The following is an 18,008-nucleotide window of genomic DNA, read 5'->3' as shown; positions in this document are numbered from 1 at the left end:
CCCTCACTCCCCTATCCTCCTCATCTTCCTCATCCTCCCCTAGGTTCAGTCTGAGCAGGGGGTGCAGATAACTTGTTGAAAAAGAAGGAAAATTAGCCAACATGATTGAGACTAATGTCTCCCGCCACCACGAAACGTTTCTCCAGGTAATTCAAAGCTACTACCAGCTCACAAAGCCGCGGATTATTCCCTTGCTTTTGATTACTACGGCTGGGAGTATGTGGATTGCTGCTAAGGGAGAGGTTGATCCATTGTTGTTGCTAGTGACTCTTACTGGTGGCACTTTGGCCGCTGCTAGCGCCCAGACAATTAACTGTATTTATGATCGGGATATCGATTATGAAATGGAGCGGACGCGCCATCGTCCCATCCCCGCTGGCAAGATACAGCCACGTGAGGCGCTGATTTTTGCGATCGCTCTGGCTGTACTTTCCTTCACTTTATTGGCGGTATTCGCTAATCTCCTCGCCGCTCTGTTGGCATTCTCCGGTATCGTTTTTTACATCTTGGTTTATACCCACTGGCTGAAACGCCACAGCACCCAAAATATCGTCATTGGTGGCGCGGCTGGAGCGATTCCTGCATTAGTGGGTTGGGCTGCTGTCACGGGTAGTTTAAGCTGGGCTGCATGGTTGATTTTTGCGATCGTCTTTGTCTGGACACCGCCACATTTCTGGGCTTTAGCTCTGATGATTCGGGATGATTACGCAAAAGTGGGGATACCAATGTTACCTGTTGTTGTGGGTGATACAGCCACAGTCAAGCAAATTTGGTATTACACCCTAGTAACAGTCGCTGCGACACTGTTACTAGTTTTTCCCTTACAAGAGAGTGGGATGGTTTATGGGGCGATCGCTCTATTTTTAGGTGCTGTCTTTATCCGCAAATCCTGGCGCTTGTTGCAAAATCCAGAGGATCGGACTGTGGCTAAAGAGTTGTTCCTCTATTCCATCTCCTACATGATGCTGTTGTGTCTAGGAATGGTGGTGGATAGTCTGCCAATTACCCATAATTTGATTAATGCCGCAATTGAACGGCTGGATTTAATTATTTAGGGTGATGGAAGGGAGTGCGATCGCGTTGGCTTTGAGGACGCGATCGCATTACGCTACGCCATAATCTGTAGACTGACGCTTGTAAGGAGCTTGCAAACCAGCGATCGCATTTTTAGTAATTTAAGTATTCTTAATAGTAAATACAATTTTCATTCTAATATTTGATCACTATTTTGCCTGTATCAACTTCTCCACTCAGACTCAGGAATTTTTGCTCCCAGCAAGATGCTGCGTAACGTACCAATAGGTAAAGTGCGCCCTCGATGTTCAGGGACAATGACTTGTAGTCCAAGCTCTTCATTTCTCCATTTACGATGGCTACCTCTTTGAGAAATTAGTTGAAATCCATATTGGCTCAGGATAGTTTCAACCTCTCTAGCAGTCATGCGCCGCATACGTTCGCTCATGAGAGAATAATTTCCCGTGCGATCGCGCCAGGAGCTAACTGAATCGATTCCGGCTGTAGATACAATTGAATAGCTTCTTTAATATTTTCCAAAGCTTCTTCTTCACTTTCTCCGGCTGATGTGCAGCCTGGTAATTCTGGACACCATATAGCCCAATCACCTGTTTCTGGATCTGGTTCAAGAATCACACGCCATTTCATATCTAATTCCTCTGGGATGTATTTATTGTAAAATGAATCTAGTAATCATATTCAGTTAATATAAAGTCTAAAACTGGATTTCACGTATTTTGAATTGTCAGTACTATTTTATTAAAAATGTTGACAGAATACATACAGCAATGCACAAAGCGACTTATGAGTTGCTTGAGGATGGAACTTTCTATAGCGAAATTCCTGATTGTCCAGGTGTGTGGGCAAATGCTACAACACTAGAAGCTTGTCGGGAAGAGTTACAAGATACTCTTGAAGGATGGATCATTTTAGGATTGCGTTTGGGTCATACTCTACCGATACTTGATGGTGAGGTTGTCTAAATATTGGGAAGAGGAGTAAAACGCAGAGGAACGCGAAGTTGAGCGCAGAGGGGCGCAGAGTTTTAAAGCACTATCTGAATGATTTTGGGGCGGTTTTGTTCATCAGGAAAATGACAGTGAACTGCATCACGAACCATTTCCCGCAGTGTTTCTATATCATCAGCCTGAGTAAAAATTGACTCGCCTAAAGCTCTAGCTGTATAACCGCCATCTGGATCGTCTTCAATAAGAAATACAATTTCAGTCATAGTTAATTCTTGCTACCTGAGATTATTGTAAAGGCAAAAAGCGATTGCACTTTTAAGAATTTAAGTATTCTTAACCGTAAGTACAATAAACTTCTTGCATAAATATTTTTTTGTCTCACGCAAAGGCGCAAAGACGCAAAGTTAAGAATAATTGTAGGTTGGGTGGAACGAAGTGAAACCCAACAAACCACGAAAAAATTTGGTTTCGTTCCTCAACTCAACCTACGCAGCTAAATTATTTACTGTTAACAAATCTTTCTGCAACAGAAGATAATCTTAAAATCCAATCACCAAACCCTTGATATGTCATAAAAACTCTACAAGGAAGATGCCCTAATCGAGTATTAGAAGAGAAGGTTAGATTATGATATTCCTTCCAAAAGTTATCTTGATACCATCCAACACGATCCCCAAAAAGACACCATGTCTCATAGTCAGCTTGAGATGTTCCTGCGACACTGAGCCAGATATGCATCTGAACTCTAAATCCAAAGTATCCACCACTGTGTTTTTCCCAAAGTTGATTGATAGTTTGTAGGTCTTCAATAGGAATTTTTTTAATATCTTGTACATCTAGCCAGCCTTGTTTTTCTCGATGAGTTATCTTGAGCATGATAGCCATAGTTTCTGTATCTGCCTCACTTGATGCAAAACTTATTATGATCCGGGTTAAAGGGATGCGAGCAGTTGGAATTGGCACAGTAAAGCATATTGGGGAATTTATCAGCAGATGTGTCTGTGTTAAGTTTTCCCATTTTTGGCTGGCTGGGTTTCAAGATTGGATCTTTTTTTGGCGTTGCTGAATGAAAGTATTAATTTATCGGGCTACGCCCCGCTTCGCTAACACGCAGAGCCGCAGAGGCGCAGAGAGAATAGTTTGAGAGAAAGCCTTTTTTTGCACAGATTTGCTAGCGTGGTGATATGGGATTTATCGTTAGGTGCAAAGAGGTTTAAGATGGCTCATTTAAATCTTCGTCGCTCTGAAAATGTTAATGGCGATTTTTATGTGGATACTACCTGCATTGATTGTGATACTTGTCGCTGGATGAGTCCGCAAGTGTTTTCTCGAGATGGTGAACAGTCGGTAGTGTATCATCAACCAACGAATGAGACGGAAAGATTAGCCGCACTACAAGCACTTTTAGCTTGTCCTACTAGTTCTATTGGCACTGTTGAAAAGCCAAAGGATATCAAAGCTGCTCAAGAAAGTTTTCCGATGTTAGTAGAGGAAAATATTTATCATTGTGGCTATCATTCAGAAAAGTCTTATGGCGCTGCTAGCTATTTTATTCAATTAGCATCAGGGAATATTTTGGTGGATTCTCCGCGGTTTACGCCGCCGTTAGTGAAGCGGCTAGAAGCTATGGGTGGAATTCGGTATATGTATTTGACTCACAGGGATGATGTGGCAGATCATCAAAAGTTTGCTGAACATTTTCAGTGTCAGCGCATCCTTCATGCTGATGATATTACTGCAGATACTCGCAATGTGGAAATTCAGATAACTGGTGTTGAAGAATTTGCTTTGTCTCCTGGTTTGCTAATTATTTCGGTTCCCGGTCATAGCAAAGGACACACTGTTTTACTTTATAAAAATAAGTTTCTCTTCACTGGCGACCATCTCGCTTGGTCAGAATATTACCATCAGTTGGCTGCTTTCCATGATTTCTGTTGGTATTCTTGGTCTGAACAAATTAAATCAATGCAGAAGTTGGCTAATTACTCTTTTGAGTGGGTGCTACCAGGTCATGGAAGGAGGTTTCATGCTGATGTTGATACTATACGCCAGCAGATGCACAAGTGTATTGAATTGATGGAAAGCTTTTCTAGTTAAATATTGCTTAAGTGTAAGCATGTGCTTCATCGGAGACGTGATCTTCACGCCACAACTGATATAAGCGATTTGCTGGCATGGTCAAATATAAAATATCCCCAGGACTAAGTTGAGTTTCTAGCAAATTCCAGCCGTGAAAGGTTTGGCAGCTCGTTTCTACGTACAAGGGTACAAAGTCAGCAGACATAGCTACATCTTTGACTAGTTGACCGCAAAAGGGATGTATCGTGGTGATCATGGTGGCAAAGGCTACCCAAAGACTATCGGCGGTGATACCATTGCCAAGGATGCGTCCTCCTAGTGCAGCAGCAGCAAAGGCTGGGGCTGCTAGTTCAGCGGGACTTAATACTGCTTCAAAATCAAATACTTGTTGCGCCATGCCGGCAAAATCAGGATCGGCATAATGCACAATGACTGGGATACTTGGTGTCAAAACTTTTGCTTTGAGGGCAATCTCTAGATTAACTGCATCGTTACTGGTGACAGCAAGTACTGCTGCAGCAGTGTCTATGTTACTAAATTTAAGTGTTGTGCGGAAACTGGCATCGCCCTGAATGACGGGAATGCCCAATCCCCTGGCGGTGTGGACAAATCTATTGTTGGCGTCGGTTTCAATGACTACTACTTCTTGTCCACTGGCGTGGAGTTGTTGCACAATTCTGATGCCGATACCACTTAACCCACAGACGATGTAGTGACTTCGCTGGGGAATGCGGGCTGCGTCCCAAAATTGCTTGAAGCGATTTCCCAGAATAAAATCGGTGAGCATGGCGTACCAAATACCAATCACCGCTGCGCCAACCAGCATCATCACCACAGTGAATAACTTAATACTGTTAGGAGCATTTTCTACTACTTTGTCATTACCGCCGGCGCCGGTAATCATGCCAACTGCAAAATATAAAGCATCGACAAATGAGATTTTGATATTACCCGAAACATAAGTAAGTGTGGCAAGTAAAATGATGACTAGTAGAACGGCTGCCACTACTACCACTGATTGAGCGTGTTTTTGAAACTGCTGTAAACTGGTGCAGACTTTGAGAAGTTTTCGGAGCCATGATTTGCGCTGAGGACGGATGCGGGGTTGGATACCAATGATGAGGCGATCGCCTATTTTTAATTCTTGTCCAGTCAACACCGCAGATACCAAATCTATCTCGCCTTTCACTGGTAGATAATAAATCAGCATCCGTGAGGCATCTTCCCATAAATCACTCAGCTTCCAACCTAGCCACGGATGATTGTCGTGAATATATTCTTCCTGAATTGGCCAGGTTTGTTGAAATAATTTGATTTGTCCGATCGCTCGACTTCCCAACGCGGCAAAGGTGAATACTGGTGCTGCTAAACCGACAACACTCATACTCAAGTGATCTGCCAAAGTCTGATCCAGACGCTCACTTAAATTTGTATTATAAAAGCGGTTGATAATCCGAATCAAAGGATTCAGTGTCCGGGCTTGCATCAAAATTGACAAGTTGACAGCGTCATCACCTCCAGCAATTACTAAAGTGTGTGCCTGCTGAATTCCTGCTGCTGTGAGAGTAGCAGCAGCATGTAACTCGCCAATAATCACATCTCCGGAAGCTTCGCCAGGGATGGGTTGGTGATGAACTCCAACTACGAATGCTCCCTGTTGTCTCAGGAGACGAAAAATCTTATATCCGGTACGTCCTAAGCCACAAACAATGATTCGGGGTTTCATGAAATAGCAATGAAATCAGTGAACAATTAACAGTGAACAGTTATCACGGTTTCAGTCGGGGAAAAACACCAAATCCACCACTTTACTTCGACAGATCCCAACTGATAACTGATAACTGATAACTGATAACTGATAATCGCTTATTGGTTATTGATCAATATATTGTTACCTACTTTCCTGGGAAAGAACTGTAGCTGAAAACACGGTAAACAATTCAAAATTTAACATTCAAAAGGAAAATGCCCGCAACGGCTAATAAAACTCTACCAAACACCAGCGATCGCCTGGTAGGAGTCGCTACCTTGGGGGGTAGGATGTTCTTTACCTTCACCTATTTGGATGATTTTTAACTCCTAAAAAGGCACGGAGTCAACAGCCTTGGCTTATGCGTAGCCCAACCTAAGCATAACTACATACCGTCCTTATCACTTTTATTTATGAAATTAGATGATTTATCCTGCTTCCTTTTTTTGATTAATTCCATGTGGACATTAATCTCACTAACTTCTAAATCATGCTCAACTCTAGTTACTTTCCATGTTTCCTTTTTTAGGTAAATTTCCTCTCCTATTCTGGGAACGAATTGTAGATCATAGAACTTTTTTATAAAATCCTTTTCGTTCTCTTCCCATAAGATTACTTTGACTACTTCTTTGTTCATTGGTCATCCTTTTTCGTTACTAAATGAAAATCAGTACTTTAATCACATATCTCCGGTAATTTTATCTTACTAACTCAAATCAATAACGTAGTCAAAGCCACATTTGGTTATATTAAAAAAATATAAAAATCAGATGTATTTGTGTAAATGAGGCGGGTATCAGTGGCTAGAATTAGTCCTAGCAACAGCTTAGTTTAGGCGATCGCGTTTATTAGGCATCCTCTCGAACTGCCATCAATTCTCTAAATCTAATATCTTTATTAACTTGTAGATAGAGGCATTCCCATATTGCTACATAGAAACTAGATGTAGATTAATTCGGTGTTTTAATGGATTGGCATCCACTGAACTTAACTACTAATATCCAAAAATACACTTTTGGATAACGACTGATTCCAGAATGTCTAGGAAAGCGTATTTTGCCTTCTGGGATAGTAGCTGAAACTTGGGAAGTAAGCGATTACAAAGACAAAATAGGGACTGTTGTTAATGGTTCTCTGGCTGGTCAAATGTTTCTCTCCTTCTGAGTAGTACTTGAATCCAAAAGTAAAAGATAATACTAAATTTGAGTTTAGACTAAGCATATTTTCGTAGACTCGCAACAATCAATGAAATATTACTTTCTACTTTTAAATTTTGTGTAAAGTGCAGGCTTCCGCTATCTTAAGTTTTGAGATAACAAATGGCGTTTAACATGACCTCCCTTTCTCCTCACAAAAAAGCCAAAGCCTTAAAACCCACCAGCCGCCGCCCAGCCAAAGAACTCTGTAGCGAGTGCGGACTGTGCGATACATACTACATTCATTACGTCAAATCAGCCTGCGCCTTCATCAACCAACAAATCGGCGAACTCGAAACCCAAACCCACACCCGTCCCCGCAACCTCGACAACCCTGACGAACTCTACTTTGGTGTTCATCAAGACATGATGGCGGCGCGGAAACAAGAACCCATCGAAGGCGCCCAATGGACAGGTATCGTCAGCAGCATAGCCATTGAAATGCTGAATCGCGGCATAGTTGAAGGTGTTGTTTGTGTGCAAAATACCAAAGAAGACCGCTTCCAACCCATGCCAGTCATCGCCCGTACCCCCGAAGAAATACTAGCAGCGCGGGTAAATAAACCAACACTATCCCCCAATCTCTCAGTATTAGAACAGATAGAACAATCCGGGATGAAACGGCTATTAGTAATTGGCGTTGGTTGCCAAATTCAAGCACTCAGAGCCGTAGAAAAACAACTAGGCTTGGAAAAACTCTATGTTTTAGGTACACCATGCGTAGATAACGTCACCCGCGCCGGACTGCAAAAATTCTTAGAAACCACCAGCCGATCGCCTGATACAGTAGTACACTACGAATTCATGCAAGACTTCCGGGTACACTTCAAACACGAAGACGGTTCCACAGAAACTGTACCCTTCTTCGGTTTAAAAACCAACAAACTCAAAGATGTTTTTGCCCCCTCCTGCATGAGTTGCTTTGATTACGTCAACTCCCTAGCCGATTTAGTTGTTGGCTACATGGGCGCACCCTTCGGTTGGCAGTGGATTGTAGTGAGAAATGATACAGGAAAAGAAATGCTGGATTTAGTCAAAGACCAGATAGACACCCAGCCAGTGATGTCCCAAGGGAATCGCAAAGAAGCCGTACAACAAAGCATACCCGCCTACGATAAAGGTGTGACGTTGCCAATGTGGGCGGCGAAACTTATGGGTGTAGTGATTGAGAAAATTGGACCTAAGGGCTTGGAGTATGCGAGGTTTTCCATTGATTCGCATTTTACCCGAAATTATTTGTATGTGAAGCGGAATTATGGGGAGAAGTTAGAGGCGCATGTGCCGGAGTTTGCCAAGCGTATTGTTGGGCAGTATAAGTTACCGGAGGAGTAGTTCACGCAGAGGCGCAGAGGCGCAGAGGTAAGAGTTACAAGCCATTTGCAACGCGGGAAATACCGTCTTTAATCAGGAAGGCTCCGAAGTTAATGAGTAGGCCAAGGCGTTTTTCAGCAAGGCGAAGGTGAGTTAGAAGTTGCTTTTTATGTACTGGATGCACCGTTTCTACAGATTTGAGTTCCACAATTACCTTGTCTTCAACTATCAAGTCTGCTCGAAAACCTACTTCCAAATGTACACCTTCATAAACAACGGGGATGGGTTGTTGCCGAACTACCCGAAATCTCATTCTCAATCATCTTTCTCTGCGCCTCTGCGACTCTGCGTGAGACAATCTTAACTCATGTATTATTTATTCCCACAGATGCGATCGCTGCCTCCAATGCGATCGCCACATGAGTCCAATGTGTCCCCCCTTGGCAATACACTACATACGGCTCACGCAAAGGCCCATCTGCAGAAAATTCTAAGGTACTACCCTCAATAAATGTCCCCCCAGCCATGACTACTTGACTCTCATACCCTGGCATTGCATCGGGAATTGGGTCTAAATAGGAACCAATGGGAGAATTTTGTTGTACAGCTTTACAGAAAGCAATCAGTTTTTCGGCGGAACCCAGTTTGATTGCTTGAATTACATCTCGACGCGGTGCTAGAGGTGCGGGATTGACTGGATAACCCAGTTTGTCAAATACATAACCAGTCAGGTGAGTTCCTTTCATCGCCTCGCCTACCATCTGCGGTGCTAGAAATAACCCTTGGAATAAAAGCCGATTTTGGTCAAAGGTAGCACCGCCATAACTACCGATACCGGGTGCTGTTAGGCGACAGGCGGCGGCTTCTACTAGGTCGGCGCGACCAGCAACATAGCCGCCTGCGGTGACAATGGTACCACCAGGATTTTTAATTAATGACCCCGCCATTAAGTCGGCGCCAACTGCGGTGGGTTCTCTGGTTTCGATGAATTCGCCATAGCAATTATCTACGAAGCAAACGGTTTGGGGATTTTGTTGTTTGACTATGTGGACAATTTTCTCGATTTCGGCAATGGATAAACTCGGTCGCCAGGAATAGCCGCAAGAACGTTGAATTAATACTAAATGGGTGTTTTCATTGACGCTATTGCTTAAGGCTTGCCAATCGATTGTTCCTACTGGGGTTAAGTCCAATTGGCGGTATTTTATGCCAAACTCAATTAGGGAACCTTGTCCATGACCCCGTAAACCAATGACTTCTTCAAGTGTATCGTAGGGAGCGCCAGCCACTGCTAACAGTTCATTTCCAGGACGGAGTACACCAAATAAGGCACAAGCGATCGCGTGAGTTCCTGAAACAAACTGTACCCTTACTGCTGCCGCTTCGGCATCCATCGCTTCGGCAAAAACTTTATCTAAAGTTTCTCGTCCTAAATCGTCGTGTCCGTAGCCACTTACACCTGCAAAGTGGTGCGCCCCTACACGATGATGACGAAAGGCGTTCAGCACTTTTTGTAGATTCTGCTTGACCTGAGTGTCAATTCCAGAAAAAATCTCTAACAGTGCCTGTTCTGCTTGCCGCAGCTGTTCTAAGCTGTTCATTGGTTCCTCATTCACAAAAAACATAAGATATGCGGATTTTTGAATCACGCAAATTAAGCCTAACTATTCCTATTAAGGTTCCTGCATGACTATTGCTAACTCAACCAAACCGCAAATTAACTGGGTTAATACCCCGTTTTTCATTTTTTTACACCTCGGTGCTTTGTTTGCTTTGGTTCCTAGTAACTTTAGCTGGAATGCAGTTGGTGTAGCTTTATTTCTTTACTGGGTGACTGGTGGTTTAGGTATTACCCTGGGATATCACCGTCTTGTCACTCACCGTAGTTTTCAAACTCCCAAGTGGTTAGAGTATGTCCTAGTTTTTTTCGGGACTCTCGCCTGTCAAGGAGGACCGATTGAGTGGGTAGGTACACACCGAATGCATCATTTGCACTCGGATACTGAAAAAGACCCCCATGATTCTAATCAGGGTTTCTGGTGGAGCCATATGGGTTGGCTGATTTACAACTCTCCCACTCAACCTGAAATACCTCGTTTCACTAAAGACATTGTGGATGACCCAGTTTATCAGTTTTTACAAAAATATTTCATTTTAATCCAGTTCGCTCTGGCTGCATTGCTATTAGCCCTGGGCGGCTGGTCTTTTGTGGTTTGGGGCGTGTTTGTTCGCATTATCTGGGTTTACCACTGCACTTGGTTAGTCAACAGTGCTACTCATAAGTTTGGTTATCGCACTCATGAATCTGGCGATCGCTCCACTAACTGCTGGTGGGTAGCTGTTTTAGTGTTCGGTGAAGGCTGGCACAATAACCACCATGCTTTTCAATACTCGGCTCGTCACGGCTTGGAATGGTGGGAAATTGATCTAACCTGGATGACAATCCAATTGTTGCAAGCACTGGGACTAGCTACAAATGTAAAACTAGCAGATAAGAAAAGCTAATTGAATTGTCAATAGTCAATAGTCAATCGTCAATACCCTCTTGACGTGGGACTGTTGACTGTGGACAGTTAATTCATGATTAAGTTTGGCAGCAAGCAACCAATATCCATTTACTAATTCTGAAAAAGAGGTGGCTTAGGTTGCTATAATCCGAGACGCTGATGTTACGAAACTTTGCAACGAGCCATTTTTTAGTGACTCGTTGGTATAATTTGTTGTTTTTCAGGTTTTCATGACTACATCAACAATAAACACCCAACAAAAAGCTTACAACCAGGATAATTCCGACCTGAAGCTAAAAGATATTGTCAAAACCCTACCAAAGGAATGTTTTCAAAAAAATAGTCTTAAAGCCTGGACGAGGGTAATACTCAGTGTTTTGATGGTTGCCTTGGGCTACTTTTTCCTGACAATTAGTCCTTGGTTTCTCTTACCCTTTGCTTGGATTTTTACAGGCACTGCTTTAACGGGTTTTTTTGTAATTGCTCATGATTGTGGTCATCGTTCGTTTGCTAACCGTCGCTGGGTGAACGATTTGGTGGGGCACATCTTCTTAATGCCGTTGATTTACCCTTTTCATAGTTGGCGGATTAAACATAATTATCATCATACCCATACCAATAAGCTGGATGAGGACAATGCTTGGCATCCTATCAGGCCGGAAGTGTTTGAAACTTGGACGCCATTTAGACAGTCTGTTTTTCAAGGGTTCATGCGTAACCGCTTCTGGTGGGTAGGTTCCGTGGGACATTGGGCTGTAGTGCATTTTGATTGGCGGAATTTTAAAACTAAAGACCAATCCAGTATTAAACTTTCTGTGGCTGTAGTCGTACTGTTTGCAGCTATTGCTTTCCCTCTACTTATCGCTACAACTGGCATTTGGGGATTTGTTAAATTCTGGCTTTTACCTTGGCTGGTTTACCATTTTTGGATGAGTACTTTCACTATTGTTCACCACACATTTGCGGATGTTCCTTTTGTGGAAACGAACAAGTGGAATGAGGCTTTAGCACAGTTAGCTGGCACTATTCACTGTGATTATCCTCGCTGGGTTGAAATCCTCTGCCACGATATCAATGTCCATGTTCCTCATCATATTTCCACTGCTATTCCTTCTTATAATCTGCGTCTAGCTTATAGCAGCATTAAGGAAAACTGGGGTGATTATCTACATGATGAGTTTAAGTTTTCTTGGCCTTTAATGAAGCAAATTACAGACCAATGCCAACTGTACATAACTGACAGTGGCTATCAGACTTTTGACGAATATTACACAAAATAATTCAGAAGTTTGGTATGTTTTGACCTGTGCAGCAGCATAGTCTATTCTTAGTATCGTGTTGCTGAGTTTCTCTTGTGTCTAAAACATTCATCCTGCTAATTAATATAGATTCTGGTAATTCTCCCCCATGAATACTATTGATGAAATTACCAGATACTATTTTTGTGCGCGTTAGTAAGAAAACCGCCAGCTTTCTAGTGCAGAGGTGAAAGTTTCATCACCTCAAATAATGTCCGATTTATATCCAACAACAGAATCCAGTGTCTTCAAATACCATCAATCTCAACCATATCCAGAGTGCTGAATCATCTCAAGATTCAACAAAATTACCTTTTACTCTGCAAGATTTAAAAGCTGCTATTCCTGCTGAATGCTTTCAGCCAAATGTGGGTAAGTCACTTTTCTACTTCTTTCGTGACATCCTGATTATTGGGCTGCTTTATGCAGTTGCTAATTACCTGGACTCTTGGTTTTTCTGGCCAATTTTTTGGCTAATGCAAGGAACAATGTTTTGGGCTTTGTTTGTAGTTGGTCATGATTGTGGACACCAATCTTTTTCTAAGCATAAATGGCTGAATGATTTAGTTGGGCATTTATCCCACACACCGATTCTTGTTCCTTATCACGGTTGGCGGATTAGCCACAGAACTCACCACAAAAATACTGGCAATATTGATAATGATGAAAGCTGGTATCCTGTAACAGAATCACAGTATAACGAAATGCCTTCGGCGCAAAAGATAGGTCGATATTATGCATTTTTGTTGGCTTATCCAGTGTATTTATTCAAGCGTTCTCCTAATAAAGAAGGTTCTCACTTTTCCCCTAGTAGCCCGCTTTTTAAACCTGCAGAAAAATGGGATATTATCACTAGCACTACATTCTTAATTGGGATGGTGGCTTTGCTGGGTTTCCTTACCTATCAATGGGGTTGGTTGTGGTTGCTGAAAAATTATGCAGCACCTTACATCGTGTTTGTAATTTGGCTAGATTTGGTGACATTTTTACACCACACTGAACCCGAACTTCCTTGGTATCGCGGTGAAGATTGGACTTTCCTTAAGGGTGCTATTTCTAGCATTGACCGGGATTATGGTTTAGTCAATCACATCCATCATGATATCGGTACTCATGTTGCTCATCACATATTCTTGAATATCCCTCACTACAATTTGTTGCAAGCAACTGAAGCAATTAAACCAGTCATGGGTGAATACTTCCATAAATCTGAGGAACCAATTTGGAAATCTTTATGGCGTTCAGCTATTAGCTGTCATTTCGTTCCCGATGCTGGTGGACAGGTTTACTATACGTCTAATAATAAGTAAATTTCTTTCTCTGCCAATCAAAGTCCGCATATGCGGACTTTTTTTGTATGTGTTCAAGGTTTATAATGTTGACTATTGCTGAGTTATTCCCTGGTTGGGAAGTTTCTCTGTCTGAACTATGTCCACCCGTGTTTGAGTAGGTTTTTATGTTTCGCGCAGAAGACCAAAGATGCAAAGGGAGAAAGGAAAGATGGAAGAATTATTAATTTTAAAGGAATTATTGCATGAAGGGAAGGTGTCAGAAGCTTTAGAGTTGGTGGAAGAGTTGGAGGAAATGAGTAAGTCTGATAAATTGAATAAAATTTTTAGTTATGGAATTATTGTTTTATTGCACTTGATTAAACGAGCGGCTGAAAAACGCTCTACTAAGTCTTGGGAAACTTCTATTTTTAATTCTGTTAAACAAATTCAACGCACTAATCAACGACCAAAGGGTAAGGGTTATTATTTACAAGAAGATGAATTATTGGAAACGCTGGAAGATGCTTATGAGTCGGCTTTAAGAAAGGCTGCTTTGGAAGCTTTTGAAGGAGGGTATACAGCAGATGAGTTATGTAATTTGGTAAATCAAGATGCGGTGATTCGAGAAGCTATGGATTTGATTTTGGGAAGAGAGAATTAGAAGGTATCTGAATCAGGATTTTCAGAATAATCTCACTTCTATTCATTTCGCTGCACAATCTACTCGATTTTTCGTCAATTTTTTAATTCCACCAGAAAATATATGTCTGTCTAGTTGGGATGCTGTCTCATGACGCCAAACAAAGTTCTTGACTTATCTTTGTCTAGGCGGTAGTTTATCAATATCATACTTAACTACGGTATACTTATCAGTCTACAGTAGATTTTAATAAATATTTTGATTAAAGGCTAATATATCTCGGGTTTTCATAGGTGCATTAAGCTTTGCACAGTCAGAATTTTGGGCAATTTTGGGCTGAATTGTGTTTTGTTTACAGTAAACACCAGCTTTGACTGGCTTTACAAAAGATTGTATGAATTTTGCATCTTGTTTGTGAAAGGTGTCACCGAATAGCCCAACACAGACATCGCTCAATCTAGGCGAGTGGTTTTCAAAATGTCAAAGCCAGGGGAAAGTTTGTATTTTTTAACATTAATGTTGATTTTATGTGTGGCGATGCCTGCGGTGGTCTGCGCCAACGCACTCTTATTCATCAATCCGACTGCATTTGCAGCCACACTCAATCCCTGTCCTCAAGGAATGGTGCTGATTCCAGGAGGTAAGTTCCAAATGGGGTCTGATAATTCTGGTTTTGTGGAAGAGCGATCGCCTGGAGATGTAACGGTGACTAACTTCTGTATTGATCAATATGAGGTGACTAATCCACAGTTTGCTGCATTTGTCAAAGCTACAGGATACGTGACAGTTGCAGAGCGCCCTTTATCTCCAGAACAGTTTCCCGATTTACCCGATGAGCAACGATTACCGGGTTCCTTGGTATTTGAGATGGCAAAGCCAGGTGTCAAAGAAGTTTCCTTTCTGAGTTGGTGGCATTGGACGACTGGGGCGAATTGGCAACATCCCTTTGGGAAAGAAAGTGCAATCGCCAACAAATCCAACTACCCAGTTGTTCACATAGCTTATGAAGATGCTCTAGCGTATGCCAAATGGTCAGGAAAATCTCTCCCCACCGAAGCCCAATGGGAATACGCCGCCCGTGGGGGCTTGGATGGAAAAACCTACGCTTGGGGCGATCAATACTCTGAGAAAAAAGCCAACACTTGGCAAGGAATTTTTCCCTTTTTCAACACCAAAGCCGATGGTTACACAGAGATTGCGCCAGTCGGCTCCTTTGCACCTAATGGTTATGGACTCTATGACATGACCGGCAATGTGTGGGAATGGACTGCTGATTTATTTCAAGTGGGACATGACTACAAATCCCATCAAATTAATCCCATTGCCTTAAATCAAAGCTTCGATCCCAAAAAGCCCAATGAGTCAGCGTTACACGTCATCAAGGGGGGATCATATCTCTGCGCTCCCAATTACTGTAGCCGCTTCCGTCCGGCAGCACGGGAATCAGAATCACCTGATACGGGAACTACTCATATTGGGTTTCGGCTAGTTAAAAATTTGCCTTCCAGCACACTACCTTTGATGAGGAAAAATAATGGCAAAACTGACTGATATCAAGTTAAATTCTCAAGCGATCGCCTTTTTGACAGCCTTGACGCTGATGTTTTCTAGTCTCTTACCTCTGCCAGCTTGGGCAGACTATGGAGAGAAATTACCCTTACCCCAACAATCTTTTAAAGGCAAAATTGGCCTGACTTACAAAGAATCACAACCAGACTTCCCCAAACCAATCAAGGCTCCAGATAAAGCTCCGAATGTGTTGCTTGTCTTGCTTGATGATGTCGGTTTTGGACAAACCAGCACCTTTGGCGGTCTGATCAATACGCCTAATTTAGACCGTCTAGCAGAAAAAGGATTGCGTTATAACCAATTCCACACCACAGCACTTTGCTCTCCTACCAGAGCCGCATTGCTCACGGGACGTAACCATCATTCTGTGAGTACGGGCGTGATTACGGAATTAGCCACAGGCTATCCAGGTTATACGGCAATTCTGCCCAGAAGTGCTGCTACAGTTGCCGAAGTATTGCGCGACTATGGCTATAACACGGCAGCCTTTGGCAAATGGCACAATACACCCGATTATGAAACCAGTGCGGTAGGCCCCTTCGATCGCTGGCCGACAAGCTTAGGTTTTGAATACTTCTATGGATTTCTCGGTGGTGATACCAATCAATGGAGTCCGGCTTTGGTGGAGAATACCCAACATATTCAAAAACCAAATCGCCCTGATTATCACCTCACCCCTGATTTAGCAGACCATGCGATTAAGTGGATTCGCACTCAGCAAGCGATCGCTCCTGATAAACCTTTCTTTACCTACTTTGCCACTGGTGCAACCCATGCGCCCCACCATGCACCTAAAGAATGGATTGACAAGTATAAGGGTAAGTTTGACCAAGGTTGGGATAAATTACGGGAAGACATCTTTGCCCGTCAGCTTGCCCTGGGTGTAATTCCTGCCGATACTAAACTCACCCCTCGCCCTGCAGAACTCCCGGCTTGGGATTCCCTCACTCCCACCGAGCAGAAAGTTTATGCCCGTCAGGCGGAAGTATTTGCAGGTTTCCTCAGCCATACCGATGCGGAAATTGGGAGAGTCATTGACGCGATCGCACAACTAGGCGAATTGGATAACACTTTAGTCTTGTTCATCGCTGGTGATAATGGCGCAAGTGCTGAAGGCGGCTTAACAGGTAGTGTTAATGAATTCAAAGTCTTTAATGGCGTAGCAGAAAATCCTCAAGAAGTCCTCGCCGCTTTAGATGATTTAGGTAGTCCCAAAACCTTCAACCACTTCCATGCAGCTTGGGCTTGGGCTGTAGATAGCCCTTTCCAATGGACAAAACAAATTGCCTCTCACTTTGGCGGAACTCGTAATGGTTTAGTTGTGGCTTGGGGCGAACACATTAAAGAACGCGGTGGTGTGCGGAGCCAATTTCATCATGTGATTGATATTGCACCCACGATTTTAGAAGCTGCGGGGATTGAGCCACCAAAAGTAGTCAACGGGACAAAACAACAGCCCATCGAAGGCACCAGCCTTGTCTATAGCTTTGACGATCCTGCTGCACCAACCCATCACAAAACCCAGTATTTTGAGATGCTTGGCAACCGCGCCATTTACGATCAAGGCTGGGTAGCCGCCGCCCGTCATGGACGCTTACCTTGGGAGCGAGTCTCGAAAACCACCTTTGATCAAGATAGTTGGGAACTATACAATGTTGCGTCAGATTTCAGTGAATCAACGGATTTAGCAAACCAAAACCCGGCAAAATTAGCCCAACTACAAAACCTATTTCTGAAGGAAGCAAAGAAATACAAGGTGTTACCTTTAGACGATCGCTTATTGCAACGCTTTGATGTGAAAACTCGCTCCAACCTGAGTACAGAACGCAATAGCTTTACTTATTACACATCAGTTGCCGGGATTCCCGAAGGTAGCGCTCCCAATATTAAGAGTCGTTCCTTTAGCATCACTGCCGATGTAGACGTTGCTAAAGACGGTACTAAGGGTGTTTTAGTCACCCAAGGCGGACGTTTTGCGGGTTGGAGTTTCTTCTTGCAAGATGGTAAACCCACCTTTGCTTACAACTTCCTCAATAGCGATCGCACAATCATCCAATCATCTCAACCAATAGCGATCGGCAAATCTAAAATCAAATTTGACTTTACCTATGACGGCGGCGCTCCCGGAGCAGGCGGTACAGGTAAGCTCTTGATCAATGATCAGCAAGTAGCTGAAGGACGGATTGAGCAAACCGTAGGCTACCGTTTTGGCTTAGACGAAACCTTTGACGTTGGCCAAGATACCGGCACACCTGCTGTAGATACCTACCAAACACCCTTTGCATTCACCGGCAACTTACAACAAGTCACCCTGGAATTGAAGTAATAGGAAACTGGGGATTGGGGACTGGGGACTGGGCAGAGGTGCAGGGGGAAAAGAGGAAATCTTTCTCTAAGTTTCTCCC

At 43.0% G+C, this 18,008-nt stretch carries 19 protein-coding genes; 10 read left to right on the top strand and 9 right to left on the bottom strand.

What is annotated here, in order from left to right; all coding sequences use genetic code 11:
* The first annotated feature begins 101 nt into the window (after positions 1-101).
* The gene (locus CAL7507_RS12535) at positions 102-1,055 is read left to right on the top strand and encodes a heme o synthase (protein WP_015128840.1); all 954 of its coding nucleotides are present in this window, start codon (positions 102-104) and stop codon (positions 1,053-1,055) included.
* Positions 1,056-1,237: 182 nt separating this feature from the next.
* Here the strand turns inward: CAL7507_RS12535 and CAL7507_RS12530 are convergent, their stop codons facing one another.
* Entirely contained in the window at positions 1,238-1,462 is a 225-nt protein-coding gene (locus CAL7507_RS12530) for a type II toxin-antitoxin system HicA family toxin (protein ID WP_015128839.1), read from the bottom strand.
* Positions 1,459-1,662: a type II toxin-antitoxin system HicB family antitoxin gene (locus CAL7507_RS12525; RefSeq protein ID WP_015128838.1), complete on the bottom strand. Its 204-nt coding sequence runs from the start codon at positions 1,660-1,662 to the stop codon at positions 1,459-1,461. The genes CAL7507_RS12530 and CAL7507_RS12525 overlap by 4 nt, the downstream gene beginning before the upstream one ends.
* A 140-nt stretch (positions 1,663-1,802) precedes the next feature.
* On the opposite strand from CAL7507_RS12525, the gene CAL7507_RS12520 reads away from it, so the two are divergent.
* Positions 1,803-1,997 (top strand): type II toxin-antitoxin system HicB family antitoxin, encoded by a 195-nt coding sequence (locus tag CAL7507_RS12520; protein WP_015128837.1) that lies wholly within the window; start codon positions 1,803-1,805, stop codon positions 1,995-1,997.
* Between the two features lie 62 nt (positions 1,998-2,059).
* On the opposite strand, the gene CAL7507_RS12515 is transcribed toward CAL7507_RS12520, so the two are convergent.
* From CAL7507_RS12515 to CAL7507_RS33665, 3 genes are all read right to left on the bottom strand, one after another.
* Positions 2,060-2,245 carry a hypothetical protein gene (locus CAL7507_RS12515; RefSeq protein WP_015128836.1) on the bottom strand — a complete coding sequence of 62 codons (186 nt, stop codon included), beginning with the start codon at positions 2,243-2,245 and terminating at the stop codon, positions 2,060-2,062.
* Between the two features lie 235 nt (positions 2,246-2,480).
* The gene (locus tag CAL7507_RS12510; protein WP_369750936.1) at positions 2,481-2,939 is read right to left on the bottom strand and encodes a GUN4 domain-containing protein; all 459 of its coding nucleotides are present in this window, start codon (positions 2,937-2,939) and stop codon (positions 2,481-2,483) included.
* A complete protein-coding gene (locus CAL7507_RS33665; RefSeq protein WP_369750910.1) occupies positions 2,884-3,000 on the bottom strand; it encodes a 4-Cys prefix domain-containing protein in 117 nt (38 codons plus the stop codon). The genes CAL7507_RS12510 and CAL7507_RS33665 overlap by 56 nt, the downstream gene beginning before the upstream one ends.
* 200 nt (positions 3,001-3,200) lie before the next feature.
* On the opposite strand from CAL7507_RS33665, the gene CAL7507_RS12505 reads away from it, so the two are divergent.
* Positions 3,201-4,079, top strand: a complete 879-nt coding sequence (locus tag CAL7507_RS12505) for an MBL fold metallo-hydrolase (RefSeq protein WP_015128834.1) — start codon at positions 3,201-3,203, stop codon at positions 4,077-4,079.
* 7 nt (positions 4,080-4,086) lie between these two features.
* Here CAL7507_RS12505 and CAL7507_RS12500 read toward each other — a convergent pair whose 3' ends face one another.
* Entirely contained in the window at positions 4,087-5,787 is a 1,701-nt protein-coding gene (locus tag CAL7507_RS12500) for an NAD-binding protein (protein ID WP_015128833.1), read from the bottom strand.
* A gap of 409 nt (positions 5,788-6,196) precedes the next feature.
* The gene (locus CAL7507_RS12495) at positions 6,197-6,448 is read right to left on the bottom strand and encodes a hypothetical protein (protein WP_015128832.1); all 252 of its coding nucleotides are present in this window, start codon (positions 6,446-6,448) and stop codon (positions 6,197-6,199) included.
* A gap of 694 nt (positions 6,449-7,142) precedes the next feature.
* On the opposite strand from CAL7507_RS12495, the gene CAL7507_RS12490 reads away from it, so the two are divergent.
* Positions 7,143-8,339 (top strand): Coenzyme F420 hydrogenase/dehydrogenase, beta subunit C-terminal domain, encoded by a 1,197-nt coding sequence (locus CAL7507_RS12490; RefSeq protein ID WP_042341311.1) that lies wholly within the window; start codon positions 7,143-7,145, stop codon positions 8,337-8,339.
* Positions 8,340-8,373: 34 nt separating this feature from the next.
* Here CAL7507_RS12490 and CAL7507_RS12485 read toward each other — a convergent pair whose 3' ends face one another.
* Complete coding sequence (locus CAL7507_RS12485; RefSeq protein ID WP_083862896.1) at positions 8,374-8,631, bottom strand: GxxExxY protein; 258 nt, start codon at positions 8,629-8,631, stop codon at positions 8,374-8,376.
* A gap of 52 nt (positions 8,632-8,683) precedes the next feature.
* On the bottom strand, positions 8,684-9,919 hold the full coding sequence (locus CAL7507_RS12480; protein WP_015128830.1) for a methionine gamma-lyase family protein: 1,236 nt from the start codon (positions 9,917-9,919) through the stop codon (positions 8,684-8,686).
* Positions 9,920-10,004: 85 nt separating this feature from the next.
* Between CAL7507_RS12480 and CAL7507_RS12475 the strand changes: the two genes are divergently transcribed.
* The 6 genes from CAL7507_RS12475 (at position 10,005) to CAL7507_RS12445 (ending at position 17,929) form a co-directional block, all read left to right on the top strand.
* Positions 10,005-10,823 (top strand): acyl-CoA desaturase, encoded by an 819-nt coding sequence (locus CAL7507_RS12475; RefSeq protein ID WP_015128829.1) that lies wholly within the window; start codon positions 10,005-10,007, stop codon positions 10,821-10,823.
* A 232-nt stretch (positions 10,824-11,055) separates the two neighbouring features.
* A complete protein-coding gene (locus CAL7507_RS12470) occupies positions 11,056-12,105 on the top strand; it encodes a fatty acid desaturase (protein ID WP_015128828.1) in 1,050 nt (349 codons plus the stop codon).
* Between the two features lie 260 nt (positions 12,106-12,365).
* Positions 12,366-13,433: a fatty acid desaturase gene (locus CAL7507_RS12465; protein WP_015128827.1), complete on the top strand. Its 1,068-nt coding sequence runs from the start codon at positions 12,366-12,368 to the stop codon at positions 13,431-13,433.
* A 190-nt stretch (positions 13,434-13,623) separates the two neighbouring features.
* Positions 13,624-14,055 carry a DUF29 family protein gene (locus CAL7507_RS12460; protein WP_015128826.1) on the top strand — a complete coding sequence of 144 codons (432 nt, stop codon included), beginning with the start codon at positions 13,624-13,626 and terminating at the stop codon, positions 14,053-14,055.
* Positions 14,056-14,511: 456 nt separating this feature from the next.
* Entirely contained in the window at positions 14,512-15,585 is a 1,074-nt protein-coding gene (locus CAL7507_RS12450; protein ID WP_015128825.1) for a formylglycine-generating enzyme family protein, read from the top strand.
* Entirely contained in the window at positions 15,569-17,929 is a 2,361-nt protein-coding gene (locus tag CAL7507_RS12445) for an arylsulfatase (RefSeq protein WP_015128824.1), read from the top strand. The genes CAL7507_RS12450 and CAL7507_RS12445 overlap by 17 nt, the downstream gene beginning before the upstream one ends.
* The last annotated feature ends 79 nt before the right edge of the window (positions 17,930-18,008 follow it).

It is taken from the genome of Calothrix sp. PCC 7507 (assembly GCF_000316575.1).
In the GTDB taxonomy this organism is placed as follows: Bacteria; Cyanobacteriota; Cyanobacteriia; order Cyanobacteriales; family Nostocaceae; genus Fortiea.
The sequence above is the reverse complement of the archived record's forward strand: the minus strand, read 5'-3'. Positions and strand labels throughout refer to the sequence as shown.